General features: G+C 66.7%; 14 protein-coding genes. All 14 read right to left on the minus strand.

Features of this window, described 5'->3' with window-relative positions; all coding sequences use genetic code 11:
* Nucleotides 1-509, minus strand: a 509-nt coding sequence (locus tag ACPUER_RS33675; RefSeq protein ID WP_425133198.1) for a hypothetical protein, incomplete at its 3' end; no start/stop codon positions are given.
* Between the two features lie 9 nt (nucleotides 510-518).
* Complete coding sequence (locus tag ACPUER_RS33680) at nucleotides 519-926, minus strand: DUF3467 domain-containing protein (protein ID WP_034185053.1); 408 nt, start codon at nucleotides 924-926, stop codon at nucleotides 519-521.
* 161 nt (nucleotides 927-1,087) lie between these two features.
* Nucleotides 1,088-2,050 carry a sigma-54 interaction domain-containing protein gene (locus ACPUER_RS33685; protein WP_111021046.1) on the minus strand — a complete coding sequence of 321 codons (963 nt, stop codon included), beginning with the start codon at nucleotides 2,048-2,050 and terminating at the stop codon, nucleotides 1,088-1,090.
* A gap of 555 nt (nucleotides 2,051-2,605) precedes the next feature.
* Complete coding sequence (locus ACPUER_RS33690; protein ID WP_425133199.1) at nucleotides 2,606-3,607, minus strand: hypothetical protein; 1,002 nt, start codon at nucleotides 3,605-3,607, stop codon at nucleotides 2,606-2,608.
* Between the two features lie 399 nt (nucleotides 3,608-4,006).
* Nucleotides 4,007-4,285, minus strand: a complete 279-nt coding sequence (locus ACPUER_RS33695; RefSeq protein WP_175964024.1) for a hypothetical protein — start codon at nucleotides 4,283-4,285, stop codon at nucleotides 4,007-4,009.
* Between the two features lie 541 nt (nucleotides 4,286-4,826).
* A complete protein-coding gene (locus tag ACPUER_RS33700) occupies nucleotides 4,827-5,699 on the minus strand; it encodes an IclR family transcriptional regulator (protein WP_425133200.1) in 873 nt (290 codons plus the stop codon).
* A 104-nt stretch (nucleotides 5,700-5,803) separates the two neighbouring features.
* On the minus strand, nucleotides 5,804-7,099 hold the full coding sequence (locus ACPUER_RS33705) for a polysaccharide pyruvyl transferase family protein (protein ID WP_425133201.1): 1,296 nt from the start codon (nucleotides 7,097-7,099) through the stop codon (nucleotides 5,804-5,806).
* A gap of 45 nt (nucleotides 7,100-7,144) precedes the next feature.
* Nucleotides 7,145-8,365: a glycosyltransferase gene (locus ACPUER_RS33710; protein ID WP_425133202.1), complete on the minus strand. Its 1,221-nt coding sequence runs from the start codon at nucleotides 8,363-8,365 to the stop codon at nucleotides 7,145-7,147.
* On the minus strand, nucleotides 8,362-10,743 hold the full coding sequence (locus ACPUER_RS33715) for a DUF4838 domain-containing protein (protein WP_425133203.1): 2,382 nt from the start codon (nucleotides 10,741-10,743) through the stop codon (nucleotides 8,362-8,364). The genes ACPUER_RS33710 and ACPUER_RS33715 overlap by 4 nt, the downstream gene beginning before the upstream one ends.
* Nucleotides 10,740-11,570, minus strand: coding sequence for a glycosyltransferase family 2 protein (locus ACPUER_RS33720; protein WP_425133204.1), 831 nt, complete (start codon nucleotides 11,568-11,570; stop codon nucleotides 10,740-10,742). Before ACPUER_RS33720 ends, ACPUER_RS33715 begins: the two co-directional genes overlap by 4 nt.
* Before the next feature lie 67 nt (nucleotides 11,571-11,637).
* Nucleotides 11,638-12,708: a glycosyltransferase family 4 protein gene (locus ACPUER_RS33725; protein ID WP_175964021.1), complete on the minus strand. Its 1,071-nt coding sequence runs from the start codon at nucleotides 12,706-12,708 to the stop codon at nucleotides 11,638-11,640.
* A 3-nt stretch (nucleotides 12,709-12,711) separates the two neighbouring features.
* Entirely contained in the window at nucleotides 12,712-13,548 is an 837-nt protein-coding gene (locus tag ACPUER_RS33730) for a glycosyltransferase family 2 protein (protein ID WP_310133391.1), read from the minus strand.
* A complete protein-coding gene (locus ACPUER_RS33735; protein ID WP_425133205.1) occupies nucleotides 13,545-14,771 on the minus strand; it encodes a hypothetical protein in 1,227 nt (408 codons plus the stop codon). Before ACPUER_RS33735 ends, ACPUER_RS33730 begins: the two co-directional genes overlap by 4 nt.
* Nucleotides 14,768-15,726, minus strand: a 959-nt coding sequence (locus tag ACPUER_RS33740; protein WP_425133206.1) for an oligosaccharide flippase family protein, incomplete at its 5' end; no start/stop codon positions are given. The genes ACPUER_RS33735 and ACPUER_RS33740, both read right to left, overlap by 4 nt.

Below are 15,726 nucleotides of genomic sequence, written 5' to 3' on the forward strand. Positions count from 1 at the left end.
GCGGAGACGGCTGCCGGCGCGGCTGGCGCCGGCACGGCGGTGGCGCCCGGCCGGGTGCCGTCGCCCGCCCAGCTCAACAGCGGGCTCCTGACGCCGGCCCCCCCGCGCGTCGGGAACATGAGGACCCTGCGCAACCCCCGGTCGCTGAGCCCCGACAGCGACACGTAGGGGCTGTCGGCATTCGGCAGGACGTCCACCGTCCACGCGTCGGCATCGGGCGACGCGGCGGTGGCGAGACCGAACCACAGCCGGCCCGCGCCCGTGAAGCGCGCCAGCACCGCCGGCGGCACCATGAACACCGCTTCGCCGCGCGGGATCGCCAGCAGGCCGTCCTCGCGGCTGGTATAGAACGTCGACGACGTGCGGCCTTCCTTGCGCACGAACAGCGCGGGATCGGTGGCGATCACCAGTTCGGCGACGCACGGCGCGTGGCCGACGCGAATCGTGAAGCCCAGCATCGGGAAGCGGTCGGTCACGACCATGCGGTTGGGATGGAGTTGCGCTGCCATGTCGGGTCCTCAGCTCTGGTTTTGATCGGGCTCGTCGCGACGGCCGCCGAGCATCGGCTTGCTGCGCGCATCGATCGCGCGCTGTTCGAATTCCTGCGGGGGAAGAATCGCCAGATCCGGTTCCGGTTCGGCGATGTCGGCAATGTCGGGGATGTCGTGGTGCGTCGCTTCGAACTGGGCGATCGAGCGCGCGAGCAACTGCGCCAGCAGCTTGGCGTGAACCGGGCTGACCGCGATGCGGCTCATCAACTGGACGTTGCCGGACTGCGGCTCGACCTGTCCGGCATCGATCAGGAACTCGAACGCGTTATGCCCGACCTCGAAATAATTCGCATAACTGGCAAGCAGCGGCCGTGGCTGGCCGGCCGGCTGCGCCGGGTCCGGCGGGGCGTCCTGGAGTGGCTCGATGACGTGCACGACGGCCTCCTTGCATGGCGACGGGCGGTCTGTCCGTCGATCTTCGCAAGGAGCGGGCCAACCCGCGCGCGCTGACGCAAGCGCATGATTTGCCGTGGAATTTCCCGGTCGGACCGGAATGCGTGAAGGCTGCCGGGCTGTACCATGTGACAGCCGCGCTGTCACACTGATGCAGTGTTGCCGCCGTCCAGGTTGTACTTGGCCAGCTTGCGGTACAGCGTCATGCGCGACCAGTTCATCTGGCGCGCCGCTTCCATCTTGTTCCAGTTGGTCTGGCGCAGCACCGAGACCAGCCGCTCGCGCTCATGTTCGCCGGCGGAAAAGTCCTGCACGAACAGGCGGCGAAACGCCGGCGGCAGGTCGCCCAGCCCGAACGGACGCCCTTCCGGCGCATCGATGAACAACGCCTCGACCAGGTTGCGCAGCTCGCGCACGTTGCCCGGCCACCGGTAGTGCCGCATGCATTCGAGCAACGCCGGATCGGGCCGCCCCACCCGCATCGCACGCCGCTGGTTGTGCTCGGCGACGAAGTGATCGACGATCGACGCGATGTCCTCGGGCCGTTCCCGCAGCGGCGGTATCTCGATGCGCGCGACGTTCAGGCGATAGAACAGATCGGGGCGGAAACGGCGTTCGGCGACCAGGTCCTCCAGTCTTTCGTTGCTGGCGGCCACGATCCGGACGTCGACCGCGCGTCGGCGCAGCGAGCCGACCGGCATCACCGTGCGGTCTTCGAGCAGGCGCAGCAGCTTGGCCTGGACGGCGGGCGGCATCTCGCTGATTTCGTCGAGAAACAGCGTGCCGCCGTCGGCCTCGACGAAGCGGCCGGGAAACGCGTTCTGCGCGCTGGTGAAAGCGCCGCGCTCGTGGCCGAACATCTCGGATTCGAACAGGCTGTCGGGCACGGCGGCGCAGTTGACCGCGATGAACGGCTTGCCGGTGCGGGCGCTGAGGCGATGGACGGCGGCGGCGACGCGCTCCTTGCCGGTGCCGGTTTCGCCGGTCACCAGCACCGTCGTATCGGTCTGCGCGACCTTCGCCAGATAGCGGCGCAGGTCGGTCATCGCGGGGCTCGAGCCATGCAGCCCGAGCGACGTCGCCTGAATGCTTCCGGTCGTGCTCATGCGCGCGCCGTTCGGCTAGCAAACCGCTGACGGGTTATGCGCAGCCCCGATTTTCATCGCCACTTTCCCCCCGCTGGATATTGAGGAACAAGGCAACCATCCTCGATGGCGATTGTCGGCACGCGTTTAATTAGTACTTGGCGATGCGTATTGAATGGAATGGATAACCGCGTGTCCCGGCGCCGGCTGATAATCAGTGTAGTGTCATTATCGATATTCGTACAACCTGCCGACTACCGGCGCCTGCGCACGAAATGCCGGCCGCCAATGCGCCGGCGCAAAAAGCGAATAGGCCATTTCACGCTTTTTTCATAACGGGATCGAATGCGACGAGCCCCGACGTTTCTTCGTGAATGGCGCAGTAGATCCGCGAAACGGCGCGCTGCATGGACGGGTGGCCGTCGCGTCGTATCCGGAAAGCAGCGCATCGCCGGCCCGATGTTCCGGAGCAATCGCGTTCGTACGTCTTCGTCCTGAAAATCCAGTGCCATCGGCCAGCCCCTGACTGACGCGAAGTCGGCAGAATTGTCAGGATTCCTGCACGGCAACCCCGCCTCAGAAATTGTGGGCCAATCCGATCATGAACATGTCCTGGTCCGTGTTGTTGCCGGTCGCGACACGGTTGAAGCGAAGATTCGCAGTCCAGTCCTTGGTAAATTCATAGCCGATCTGCGCGCTGAAAAGCGCAGCAAGCTTCATCCGGTCAGACGGCGCACTCTTGTCGTATGCAAGATAGGGGCCGATTCCGGCACTGAGACTCCATCTGCTCAAGATCGGCGCAACGTACCAGAATTGGGCTGCGACGCCCCTTCTGGCAGCGACGTCGTTGACGCCCTCGTAAACGAAGCTTGCCGAATATGCCCAGGCATTGCCGATCGGCCGTTTGAGTTCGACCAGGTAACCCTTCTGGATCGGAACCCTCGGCCGGTTCGTTTGCGAGGTTCCGGTCCAGACGCTCAGCTGAGTCCTGCCGTCGGAAAGCGACGGATGAGGGTCGCCGCCGAATCCCGAGCCGATGCCGAACAGCACCGCATCGGATGAGTGGCCGCCCGCCATCTGAACACGGTTGTACTGCACCTTGAGGTAGATGCCATTGGGCGTGAGCTCGTAACGCAACGCAGCCGACGCGCGGATCCCGAGACGCTTTTCGTTGCGCGCCTCATCACCGACGTGTGTCGTATTCATGCTGAAATACGGGCCCGCCGCAAACTCGAGCGCCGCCCTCCCGCCAAGCGGCAAGCGCGCCGCGCCGAGCAGCGCGAAACCGTCGCGATGGTTGTCCGTCGGATGGCCTTCGTTCAGGTAGGCGACGAAAACCGACGCGTAATCGTTCAGTGCCTGGCCAAAGCCGATTTCGTAAGCGCGCCAGTGCATGTTGCCGCCCTCGCTCGCACGGCCATTACCATAAACGGCGTACGCGTCGAGTGTGCGTTGCCCCGGGCCGAGCCCACTCGACGGGCTCGGCGCGCCTTCGTCGGCATTCACAAAACCCGCAGCAGCCAAGCCAACGGCGGCGGCGAAAGCAAAACGGAAGCGAACATCAGCGTGTTTTCCCATTCCGGCACGCTCCAGCAATAACAATGGCAACAGACCAGAGGATCGGATCGCGCCGCGATCTGCAGGCGCCGGTACCCCTGACGCCTTATCGCGCTAGCCGCGAGCGTTCACGCCTGGCCACCTCTCCAACGACAGTCAGCCATTACCACCTGGTGGCCTGTGCTGCCGGCTCGACAGCGCGCCTGATGGATGTCGAGCTTGCTTTGGGCGGCCTGGACCGCCTGTTGGCCGGTTCGTTGCCGTGTTTCGCAAAGCTCGACTGGCGGCAATCGCCAAATCCAGCGCCGCGCCGGCGGGCGCACTTTTCGCGACGTCCGCCACCAGCGTCCTGACTAATCGATTCGCATTTACCGGATCGCCTTTTCCAGACACCGCGAGCAATCACGCAGCGTATGGCCGTCACGTGCCGGCGGCGAGACGCGGGCCCGCGCCAAGCGGAGTGAACTCGGCTTCAGGCCGTGGCGACGGCAGCGCGTGTACCCACGGATCGATGCCCTGCTGCTGCACTTCTTCTAGAAACGCAACGCGCGTGCTCCAGTAGCTTGCTCGCAATTTCGCATCGATGACACGCTGCTCGGCAGCGAACAATTCCATGCGAGCAGTCACCAGCATCGACGCGGCGGTTTTTTCCGGCGTCGGGGCGTGACGCATCGCCCAACGGCTGATCCAGTTCACCATGCTGCCCCCCCGTGAAAACGAACGGACCCGGATCGGGCAATCGCGATCGGCCGCGCGCCTGTCTCGATGCAACGCGGCCGCCACCAAACGTCACCCCCCAGGTTCCAGACGCCATCGACACCCCCTATCGATGGCGATCGCCGCGGCATGCGCGCGCGGTTTACCTATCCTATGAATACTTTCCGGTTTGCGCGATACGGGTTTGCATCCTTCGACACGTTTCATTCTTGAATCCGTGCATCGCACATGCAACTGTTCATTTCTATAAGCAATCGAATTTTTTTGCAACGGAGGAACGGGCCGCGCATCGTCGATCGTGCGCGCACTGGCATTGCGGTGGCGCATTGCCGCTGCCTGGCATGCCGCAAGGGGCTGCGATGGCGACCGTGCGGGTGCCGGGAGCCGATACCGGCGCGGCTTTTCGTTCCGGCCCTTGAGATTCGATTTCCATCGTCCGGGTGCGGACGCCTAAATCGCCCCACCCCGTATCGCGCGTTATCGCACGCGCTGGCCCCACGCCGCACGAATCCCCGCGATTCCGTCACCCCGCCCGACGCGCAGTCCGCGCCGGCTCACGCGACGGCATCTCGACCGCAGATTGCATGAACCGCTGATCGACCGTCGCGGAGATGCGCTGCGCCGTTTCGCACAGCGCGATGCCGATCTGCCTGATCGACATCGCCCCGGCTTCTCCCGAGAGCGCCAGGTATGGGCAAGCGAGGATCGCGATTGCCGAGCCCGACTTGTCGACGATCGGCGTTGCGATATCCGTGATGCCGGGAATGCGCTCGTTCGGGCGGCAGATATGGCCGTCGCCCCGATGGGCCGGCAATGCGCCATCGCTACGCCGCTGGCTCCACGACTCGACATCGTGCCCGATGTTCCGGAGCAAACGGGTTCGCACGTCTTCGTCCTGAAAAGCCAGGTACATCTCTCCCACGGCACTGCCGTGCAGCGGAACGCGCGTGCCGACCCGGACCGCGAGGTTCCATTCCGTTTCAGCGCTGGCCGTTGCGATGACAACCATCGTGTCGCCGTCGAATACCGTCAGGTAGCACGACTGGACAGTCTGCAATGCGAACTGCTGCAGGAGCGGCGTGACCAGCGCGCCGAGCGATCGTGTCGGCGCATGATGCTGTCCGAGAAAATACAGCTTCATGGTCAGCGCGTAACGGTCGTAACGATCCACCCTGTAGATGTATCCCCGCTCCTCGAGCACCTGCATCATCCGATACAGTTCGCTCCGGCTGCGCTTCAGTGCGCGACAAATGTCCGCCTGCGCCATGCCGAACTGGCGATCGACGAGCAACTCGAGAATATCGAGGCCCTTCTCGAGCGCCGGCGCACGATAATGCGCTTTTTTCTTGAGCCCCGAACTGTGGGGATCAACCGGATCTTCGTTTGGATTCCGCATGTGAAACGATGCCTCTGGAATTCAGCTCACTTGAGTCACGCCGGCATGATCGCGCGCGTCATGCCGCGCTGCTGCGAATGCGGGAAAAATATCGCGGAAACCGCTCACGAAGGCCGGATCGCATGGATCACGCCGCGCAGGTTTCTGGATGACGCCTCCGTTACGCGCGGCAGCGCGGCGCGCACCTGATTGCGCAGTTGCGGAAGCGCCGACACGAACCGGTCCAGTACCGCCGCCAGATGCGTGGCGCGCATCGCGTCCTCGGGCTTCAGCAAGAAGCTCTCCGGCAGACCGAAATGACTGAAGAGCCCCTGGAACTTGTCCTGGTAGGTCAGCGCGGCGACCGGCACACCCATGCCAAGACTGGCGATCGCGAGATGCATGCGCCCGGTGACCACGCCGTCCACCTGCCCTGAAATGGCCTTCAGCTCCGCCGCCGACATCCTGGTGCGCGGGTAGCAAAGCCGCTCGCCCATCGTCGCGGCCAATGCGTGATGCAGCGGCTCGAGACAGGTATCGTCGCCGTCCCGGCCGCGATAGTCGTGGGACAGCAGCACGATGCTGATCCGATGAAGCTTCGCGAGTTCGCGAATGGCTTCCTGTGCCGACGCGACCAGCGCAGCGATATCGTCGTCGCTGGCCCGGCGGATCAGCATCGGGTGAAGGTTGAATGCGATCACGACATCGCCCGCCGCGCGGCGAGACTCGGCCCACGCGGCCGTGCCCCTGACGCAATCGGACGAATCGTCCGGCTGAAGCATGAAGGCGGAATCCGCCACGAGCTCCGCGCTCGCCGAACTGAAATGCCTGAATCGATCGAGCGAAACGCCGTCGCGAACATTGACCAGCAGCCGCGCGTCGATCCGATCGAATGCATGCCGCAACGGCATGTACGGCAAGCGATTGAAGCTGAAGCCGAGAATCGTGCCGTGCACGCCGCGCCTGACCAGCAGATCCGCGGTTGCCAGCAACCTCAGCGACGTAATCGGCGAATAGTAGCCGTCCATCACGTCGGCGCCGATGACGACCACCGCGCTGGGTCGCAGCGCGGCAAGCCGTTCGACCGTGTCCGTCAGGCGCCATGGCTCGTTCCATGCGTCGACCGCATGCAAACCGAGCTGCGTCGCCGCGTCTGCTGCCGCAGGCGTGGCCGTGACGACCGACACCTTCAACGCGCCGTTCGCCTGCCGCAACCGCTCGACGACCGCGCGCAGCATCGCTTCATCGCCTTTCGAGCCGACCAGCGTCCACGGATCGCCCGGCAGGATCAGCAGATGGGCGCCGGATGCGCCGTCGTCGCCCGTGACGCGCCGCGCGGCCTCACGACGCCATTGCATGGTCAATCGCTTGACATACAACCACACGCGAAGCCGCTGCTTCAGATCGGCCAGTTTCGACATGTTCGGTTCCCCTGAATGATTCGGTGGTTTCGACGGATGCATCCGTCAGGCCGGTGCGGCGACGGGCGGCCGCCGCCGGAGCGTCTCGCGAAGCACGCGAAGCTGCGCGTCGTGCCAGGCTCGCGCGGAATCGCGCGCCGCCGCACCCTCGGCGATACGATGCGCGCGGTCCGTCGCGAGCCGGACGACCGCATCCGAAAAGCCCTGCGGATCGCCGTCGCGCACGACGGTCACCCCGTGCAGGTCATGCTCGCCGAGGCCACGCGCGCCCGTCCGGGTGCTGACGATCGGCACGCCGAGCGCCATGCTTTCGAGCAGCTTGATGTTGATGCCGGTGCCGAGCAGCATCGGATTGATCGAGATCGGTGCGATGGCGAATGCGTCGCCCAGCTCGGCGACGGGGCCGCGCTTGACGATATGCGGCCCGTCAGGGACGGCCGCGGCAATCGTGCCGGCGAGATGCAGGCGAAACTCCGGCAGCCGGGCCACGATATGCGGCAGGATCTCGTCGACGAAGTATTTGACGGCGTCGCGATTCGGCTGGTTGTCGCTGCCGAGGAAAGTCGCGTCGGCATGCGCGGCACAGTCCACCTGTGGCGGAAACGCGAGCAGATGACTCAGTACCGCGACCGCCGGGGTGTCGCCGCTGCCGAGACGCGCCGCCAGCAGGTCGCCTTCCTCGGCCTGGATGGCCAGCGCGACATGCGCGCGGCGCAATCCGTCGCACTCCCGTTGCGGCGGAATCGAAAACATGTAGCGCTTCGCGCCGGGACGGCCGATGAACGGCACATGCCGGTCCGCAAAGATGTCGTGCGTATCGATGACCTTGACCACCGTATCGGGAAACGCATCGAGCGCGCGCGAATAGAACACATATTCGACGAACACGGCATCGAATGCATGGCGGTGCTGCAGCGCGCGCAACTGCCCGGTAAAGCGCTCGCTGAATAATTCGTCGAGCCCCGTGTAGTACGCATGCCGGCTGCCGGCCGCTTTCGCGGCGAGACGACGCGCCAGCCAGGCCACCCGCTTGGCGCGATACAGCGCCAGCGCGAGGCCCGCGCGGCGCAATATCGACACGCGGTCGGCACCGAACTCCCGGCGATGCGCGTCAAGGTCCATGCCGCCCGTCTGGCGCGATTCCAGATAGACGAAATGCACGTCGCAGCCGAGCGATTTGACCGCCCGCGCGAGATTCAACACGCGACTGCGATTGCCGGCATTGACGGGAAACAGCGGAATGGGCGAAACGATGGCAACTTTCATGAGGCGTTCCCTTTGAGCGGAACCGACGGCAGCGTGCCGCCCGGCGCACCATGACGAATGGCGATGAAGGTGCCGACGCGCACGGACTGCCCTCGCGCGAATCCGACTCCGTGGACGTAAATGCCCTTCTCGTGATCGGCGTCATACGCAAACGGGCCGCCCGGGATGGGCAGCCACCCGAATCGCGCGTCGTCGAGCGTGCGCGCCGGCGTGTCGGTGCGCAGCGTCATCGGCGGGTAGGCGCCCACCCGCACGGCCGCAGCGTCAGCACCACCCGCAGCGCCGCCTTCCGGCACACGCACCGACGCGTAGAGATCCCAGCGCCCGTCGCGCGGCAGCTTGTCGAGCTTGAGCTGGATTGCCCAGACGCCGGAATCGCCGCGTATCGCTATCGCGGCGCCGTCGAGCGCCGCGGGGTCGGCCACCACGCGCGCGCTGTCGTAAAGATTCACGCGCGAAACATCGATCGCTCGCCAGTCGCTGTCGGCGAGGCCCGCCACGAGCGGCGGCGCGACGACGGGATGGCGGTCGAGATCGAGCAATGCGCCGAGTGCCGCGAGATTGCCGCTTTGCCGATACTGACGAACGCCCGCAGCCGAGATCGCCGCGTCGAAACGCGCGCGCCGCCCGCGGATATCGAGGTCCCAGCCTTCCTGCGCGGCGCGCGCCGCGTAGCGGTCGCGCAGCGCCAGGATCACGAAATCGAGCGGCATGCGCGCCTGGCGAACGCGCGCGCTACGCACGGCATCGCCGTCGACGGCACGGGCGGCCGCATCGAAATCCCGCTCCGACTCGCGGACGAAGTCGTACGTGTACATCGACATGCCAACCGGCGTCTGTTCGGCCAGCACGTCGCCGCTCGCGCGCAGCGCGGCATGCATGCGATCGATGTAGCGGACGACGGCCGGGGCAGCCGCGCCGTAATAGGCGTCGCAATATTCGCGCACGAGCGTGCGCGGGTCCGCGGTCGGCGTCCAGAGCAGCCGGGCGATCAACCACACGCGCAGGCTCGCGAATTCGCCGCCGCGCGACTGCCAGTCGCCTTCCGCGAAGTAGCCGTCGACGCTCGGCAACGTGGCGAGCCACGCGATGCTGCGGCCGATCGGATAGAGATTCGGCGTCGGCTGGAGGTAGCCGCCGAAGTTCACGACGTGATCCCACACGGTGACGTGCCGCGCGATGTCGCTCCATTTGCGCAGACCGTCGCGCAGCGATGCGTTGCGGTCCTCGTTCAGCGCGACGCCGTAGTCGACCTGGATCGTCATCGGATACACGCGAACGTAATCCGGAACCTGCATGCCGTCCGGCGGCGTGAAGCCCCAGTGATAGGCCGGCATCGCGAAACGCGCGCCGGGAACCTCCTGCCGGACCCGCGCCGCCACGTCCCGCACCATATCGAGAAACGCCGCCGACGGCGCACCGCCGTGCGCGTCGGCAAACGCGCGGCTGGCTGCATCCAGATCCCAGCCCCAGTCCATGTCGCGGATGCCGAACCAGATGCGGCTCGGGTCGGGTTGCCGCTTCAGGCGCTTCGCGATCCCGGCCGCCATCGCGGCGCGGACGTCGGCCGACATCATCGCGAGTTGCCCGCCGGCATACCAGTCGGGATGCGCGGCCGCATACCGGTCACGCGGCACGAGCGTCCAGAAATCCGCATCGCCGCCCCGCGCGAGCCAGCTGCGATCCCACATGTCGATACCGGGCGGGGAAGCGCGATACGACGTGCCGTGCGACTCGCCGTTCAGCAGGTTGTGCGCGCGGAACGGCTTGTCCTCCCCTTCCGCGCTCAACACCTCCCGATACGCGAAGCGCGGAACCTGCCGGACGGGTGTCGTGTCGACGCGCAACTCGGCCTGTTGCGGCACCTCGGTCGCATCGGGCGCGAGCCACTTCACGCCGAGCTTGCGGTCGAGCCACCAGTACGCGCCGAACAGCGTGCCGCGCGGGGTGTCGCCGGCCACGACGAGGTCGTCGCCGCTGCGGCAGACGACGAAGCCGTCGCTGCCCAGCGGCGCCGCGTGTGCCGACCGGCATCGTTCCGCCGCATGCTCGCCGCCGACGACAATGGCCGGCGTCCGGTCTTGCCCGTCGTCCGACACGGCGAACGACGCGCCGCTGATCCGCGACAGGTAGTCGGCAATCTCGTCCGCCGCATGTCGCGTCACGGCATCCGTCGCACCGGCGCGCACGATGTAGCGGGCGATGCCACCCTGCGCGAGCAGCACGCGCGGCGCCGACACCGGCGGCCTTCCGGCGACGACGTTCGCGTCGTGCGGCGGCCGCACCGGCTGCGCGCAAGCGCCGCCGCGCGCGGCCATCGCGCACAACGCGACAGCCGCGGCACGCGCGACGACACGAACCGGCGCGGCAGGCCTCATTGCCGTGCGATCCGCGAGACGCCGGGCGGCAACGACAGCGGCACGTGGAACTTGCGGTAGAACCGCCACAGGCTGCGCAGATGATGCCGCCCCGCTCGCGACACGGGGCTCGCCGCCGACTGTCGTTGATGATCGTGCACGAGCGTGACGCCCGGCATGCCGAGCACCCGATAGCCGGCCAGCCAGGTCCGCGCGCACAGATCGACATCCTCCATGTACAGGAAATACGATTCGTCCATGCCGCCGAGCGACTCGAACAGGTCGCGCCGCACGACGAATCCCGTTCCCATCACCCATTCGGCATCGAACGGGTTGCCGCACGACCATGCATCGATCATCAGGTGCTGGTCCATCCGCGCGCGAAAGCGGCCCGAGCGGCCGAGCGCGGTGCGTCGCGCGACGATGTCGAGCCAGCTGTAGAACCGTCGCGCCGAATACTGGCGCCGGCCGTCGGGGTACTGCAGGTCGAGCCCGACGAGCCCGGCCTCCGGCCGTGTCTCGAACAGCTCCAGCACTTTCGCCAGCCCGTTCTCGCTGAAACGCGTATCGGGATTGACCACCAGCACGTAGTCGCGCCGGCAGGCCGCCATGCCGAAGTTCACGCCGGAGCCGAAGCCGCGATTGCAGGCGGCGCGCAGCAGCCTGACGCCGCGCGGCAACGCGTGCCGCAACCGCGTGTACGAGTCGTCCGGCGACGCATTCTCGACGACGACGATGTCGTCGGCGAGTGCGACGCGCAACGACGTCAATGACGCCACGCATCGTATCGTCAGGTCGGGCGTGCCGTAATTGACGACGATGACGCTGATTCTTCCTTCGGTTTCCATCGTGATACCCCGCGCCGTGGTGGATTGTGTCGGCCGGTTTGCCCGGCTCTGTTCGTTGCCGTGCGCGTCATGCCGACGCGCCGACCTGCTCGACGAGCCGCCAGAACGTGCGCGCCGATGTGTCCCAGTCGAACCGGCGGGTCTGCTCCCGGCCTCGCGCGACGAGCGCGTCCCGCCACACGGCCTCGGTGCCGAGCCGGCGCATGGCGGCCGCGATGTCGACGACCGACAACGGGTCGACGAGCATCGCGGCGGTACCCGCCACTTCCGGCATCGCCGACACGCTCGAGGTCAGCACGGGTACGTCGGATGCCATCGCCTCGAGGATCGGCAGGCCGAAACCTTCGTACTGCGACACGAAAGCGACGAACAGCGCGCCTCGATACAGTTTCGGCATCGCATCGTTCGGCAATACCCCCGCGAACACGAGGCCGTCCGCGCATCGGTGCCGCGCGGCGTGCGCAAGCAGCGCCGGGTCGGGGTTGCCGGTCAGCATCAGACGCACGCCGAGCGACAACAGCCCGCTCGCGCCGAATGCCTCGATCAACCGATGCAGGTTCTTGTAATTGCGCCGGTTGCCCGGATAGAGCACGTACGGAAACGGATAGTCGAGCGTGTCGCGGTTGCGCCGGTATGCAGCGTCGGTCCCGTTGTGGATCACGTGAACGCGATCCGGCGGCATGCCCGACCAGCGGAGGAATTCGTCGCGCGTGAACTCGGACACGCAGACGATCGCGGTGCAACGCCGGTACAGCGGCCGAAGCACCGTGTCGTAGTAGAAGCGGTGCGCGCGCGTGTAGAAGTGGCGATGCGTGAGGTCGTGCACCACGACGATCGACGGGAAATCGGGCAACGCGGCCGGGACGAACCCGGGATTCCAGAACACGGCGTTGCGGGCCGGCAGCCGCCTCAGCGCGCGGCTCAACGCGAGCGGCGACAGCGGGTGCGCGACACCGCCGCCGACCGGCAGCGGATCGATGCGGACGGTCGACGGCGCGCGCTCGGCATAGGCCGTCATCACGTTGTGGATGCCGGTTCCGACCGGCCAGCGCGTGTCGGCGTAGACCGTGAGGGGCGCGCGCTCGGCATGCTCGGCGCGGTCGGTGCATTCGGTCGAAGCGGCGAAGATCGTGCTCATCGTTCAATCCATCCAGCCAAGCAGTCGATGCGACGCGGCAATCCAGTAGTACTTCGCACGCCGGGGATTGCGGCGCACGCATGACAGCAGGCAGCCGGCGACAGGCCGCGCGATCATGTAAAGGACGTAGGCGAGCGGATAGCGATTGATGCGCAGCACATGCCCGAACCCGCGGTTGTAGCGCCGGCCGCGCGCATAGGCCTGCTCGTCGAGCACGGCGAGCGGCTCGGGATGATGGACACGCAGATGCGGGTCGTAGTCGATCCGGCACCCCGCCTGCAGCGCGCGCACCAGAAAGTCGACTTCTTCCCCCGCTCCCCAGCGCGTGGTCGCACCCACGCCGAGGTCCACGTCGAACTGCCCCGCCGCATGCACGGCGGACCGGCGCAGGAAGATCGTGTACGACGTCGCGCACACCCACACGTTGAAGCGGTTGACGGTCTGCCCCGAGGTCGCCCACCGTCCTTGCGACGGCCGGCCCGCGGCGTCGACGCTCATGCCCGTCACGCCGTCCAGCATCCGGTCGGCGGACAAGCGCGCCGCGACCGCATGGAGCGTCCCGGGCCGATACCAGCAATCGTCGTCGGGGAACCCGACCACGTCGCCCGTCACGGCCTTCAGGCCGACGTTCGTCGCCCGCGACTTGCCCTTGTCGGATCTCAGATGGACGATCGTCAGCCGGTCGCGATACCGGTCGACGATCCGCTCGACCCGGTCGTCCGGGTTCTGGTCGACGACGATCACTTCGAGGTCGGCGTAGGCCTGCCGCAGCAGCGAATCGAACATGCGCTCGATCTCGTCGCTACGGCCGAGCGTCGCCATGATGAGAGAGAATTTCATCGCGTAGGTCCGGACGGGAAAATGGATCGGGGCCGCAAGACGCGCGGCGCCGCGCGCGCTTTCCGGCGTGCCGTCCGCGGAACGAATGCGAACGACGCGAGATAGCCGACGAACAGGTATGTCGTTTCGCTCTGGTGCATCGGGTTGATCAGCGACCATGCCGCGATCGGCGCGAGCAACACCATCGCGCGCCGGCCCTGGCCGAGGCCCGCAAAGAACACCGCCCATGCGAGCAGCCCGATCGGGCCGGCGACCAGCATCAGATCCAGCGGCGCGCAAAACACGGCGCTCGTGCCCTCGCCGAGCCCGCGGACGGCGACGGCCGAGTGCGAGAAGTAATGCTCGACGAAGCCGAAGCCGTGACCGATCCAGTCGCGGCCGACCAGCTTGATCGATTCCGTGAAGGCAAGCCCGCGCTCCTGTTGCAGCCGGACCTGAAGCTGGTCGCCGGTCAGTTCGCGCGTGAACATGTACAGATAGAACGCTGCCCCGGCGGCCATCGTCAGCACTTTCGCGAAGAAATAGCCGCGCACCTGCAGCAGGATCACGATCCCGCACGCGATCAGCACCGTCTTCGATTCGCTCAGCAGCGTCACGACGAGTGCGAGCGCAACGAACTTCACGACGTCGGGAATGTGGCGCCGCGACTGCAGGAAACACGCGTAGGCGGTCAGGAAGAAAAACGCCGCGAACCAGTTGCGCTCCTTGAACGAACCGTGAACCGCGTTCTGCATGAAGTCGACTTTTTCGTACAGCACCGGCACGTTGAAATACTGCAGCGCGTACTGGAACGCCAGGAACGCCGCGATCGCGACATAGCCGAACGGCAACGGCCGCGTGCGTGCCCGCGCGCCGTAATAGCGGCCGATCAAATAGAACGCCGGCATCACGAACACGAATTTCACGATCTGCTCGGCCGCCTTGAAGCGCGGATAGCCGGACAGGAAGGTCGTCGACAGCGCGACGCCGACGAACAACGCAAAGGCCCAGATTTCCCACGCGCCGACGGGGATCCGGCGCCGCACCAGCAGCACCGGCAGCACGAGCACCGCGAACATCTGGCCCAGTTGCGCGCCGCCGATCTTCAGGAACTGGATCGAACTCAGCAGCAGCAATACGAGCAAGACCGCGTCCGCGAGATCGAAGCGCACCTGCGGCCCGATCGTCGATACGCCGGACGACGACGCGCGTTGCCGCGGCACCTGCGGCGCGAGGCGGTTCATGTCCGGTTCCTCGCATCGCGCAATGCGCTCAGCATCGCCACGGTTTGCCGGGCGGCCTGACGACGCAATATCCAGGTCGCGCCGGCATAAGCGGCGCCGAAGCAAACGACCTGAAGCGGCAACCTGACGAGAGCCGATACGCCACCGAGATACGCGCCAAGCCGCGATACGGTCAGCGCGCAGCCAAGCGCAATCAGATACGGCGGCACCAGCCGCCCCAGCAAGCGGCGGGGATCGATCGACAGCTCGACGACGACGGCGCCGAAGCTGAGCGGCGTGATGCACAGCACGGCGCCGACATACAGCCACGCCAGCCCCGCGACGTCGTGCGACGGCAGGCAGACCATCGCGCCCAGCACCAGGACGAGCTTGACGACCGTCAGCCACATCGCGACGTTCGGCCGGCCGCGCGCGGACAGGAATGCGCCGTTGATGAACTGGACGGTCTGAATCGCGCCGAGCCCCATCAGCGGCGTCATGATCGCGGCGCTGTCGGCCCAGCGCGCACCGAACAGCACGATCGTGATGTCGCGGCTCGACACGGCCATCAGCACGAACAGCGGCGCCGCGGCCATCGCGGCCAGCCCCGTGACGTCGACGTAGGTGGCCGCCATTTTCCCGGCGTCGTGCGCGACACGCGACAGCACCGCGAGCGCGACGTCGGTCGCGGCGCGGCACAGCAGTTCCAGCGCCGTCTGATAGAGCTTCGCCCCGATCGCGTAGATGCCCAGCCCGGCCGCGCCGTACAGCGCGACGACGATCAGGTCCACCGTTCGCGTCGCGCACCAGTCGATCAGCCTCGACGCGACGACGTGCCCGCCGAAGCGCGCGATCGGCCAGAACGTCGACGCGTTGCGGGGGGCGCGCGGGCCCCCCCCCCCGCCGCGGCCCCCCCCCCCCCCCCCCGCGACGCTGTGCCTGACGGCCGGCTGCATCACCGCGGGTTCGCTCGCGG

The sequence above is a fragment of the Burkholderia sp. DN3021 genome, assembly GCF_049805555.1.
GTDB lineage: Bacteria > Pseudomonadota > Gammaproteobacteria > Burkholderiales > Burkholderiaceae > Burkholderia > Burkholderia pyrrocinia_C.

Excerpts from the sequence above, each read along its gene's own strand:
- ACPUER_RS33685 (WP_111021046.1), bottom strand. The coding sequence starts at position 2,050 with ATGAGCACGACCGGAAGCATTCAGGCGACGTCGCTCGGGCTGCATGGC.
- ACPUER_RS33690 (WP_425133199.1), bottom strand. The coding sequence starts at position 3,607 with ATGGGAAAACACGCTGATGTTCGCTTCCGTTTTGCTTTCGCCGCCGCC.
- ACPUER_RS33695 (WP_175964024.1), bottom strand. The coding sequence starts at position 4,285 with ATGGTGAACTGGATCAGCCGTTGGGCGATGCGTCACGCCCCGACGCCG.
- ACPUER_RS33700 (WP_425133200.1), bottom strand. The coding sequence starts at position 5,699 with ATGCGGAATCCAAACGAAGATCCGGTTGATCCCCACAGTTCGGGGCTC.
- ACPUER_RS33705 (WP_425133201.1), bottom strand. The coding sequence starts at position 7,099 with ATGTCGAAACTGGCCGATCTGAAGCAGCGGCTTCGCGTGTGGTTGTAT.
- ACPUER_RS33710 (WP_425133202.1), bottom strand. The coding sequence starts at position 8,365 with ATGAAAGTTGCCATCGTTTCGCCCATTCCGCTGTTTCCCGTCAATGCC.
- ACPUER_RS33715 (WP_425133203.1), bottom strand. The coding sequence starts at position 10,743 with ATGAGGCCTGCCGCGCCGGTTCGTGTCGTCGCGCGTGCCGCGGCTGTC.
- ACPUER_RS33720 (WP_425133204.1), bottom strand. The coding sequence starts at position 11,570 with ATGGAAACCGAAGGAAGAATCAGCGTCATCGTCGTCAATTACGGCACG.
- ACPUER_RS33725 (WP_175964021.1), bottom strand. The coding sequence starts at position 12,708 with ATGAGCACGATCTTCGCCGCTTCGACCGAATGCACCGACCGCGCCGAG.
- ACPUER_RS33730 (WP_310133391.1), bottom strand. The coding sequence starts at position 13,548 with ATGAAATTCTCTCTCATCATGGCGACGCTCGGCCGTAGCGACGAGATC.
- ACPUER_RS33735 (WP_425133205.1), bottom strand. The coding sequence starts at position 14,771 with ATGAACCGCCTCGCGCCGCAGGTGCCGCGGCAACGCGCGTCGTCGTCC.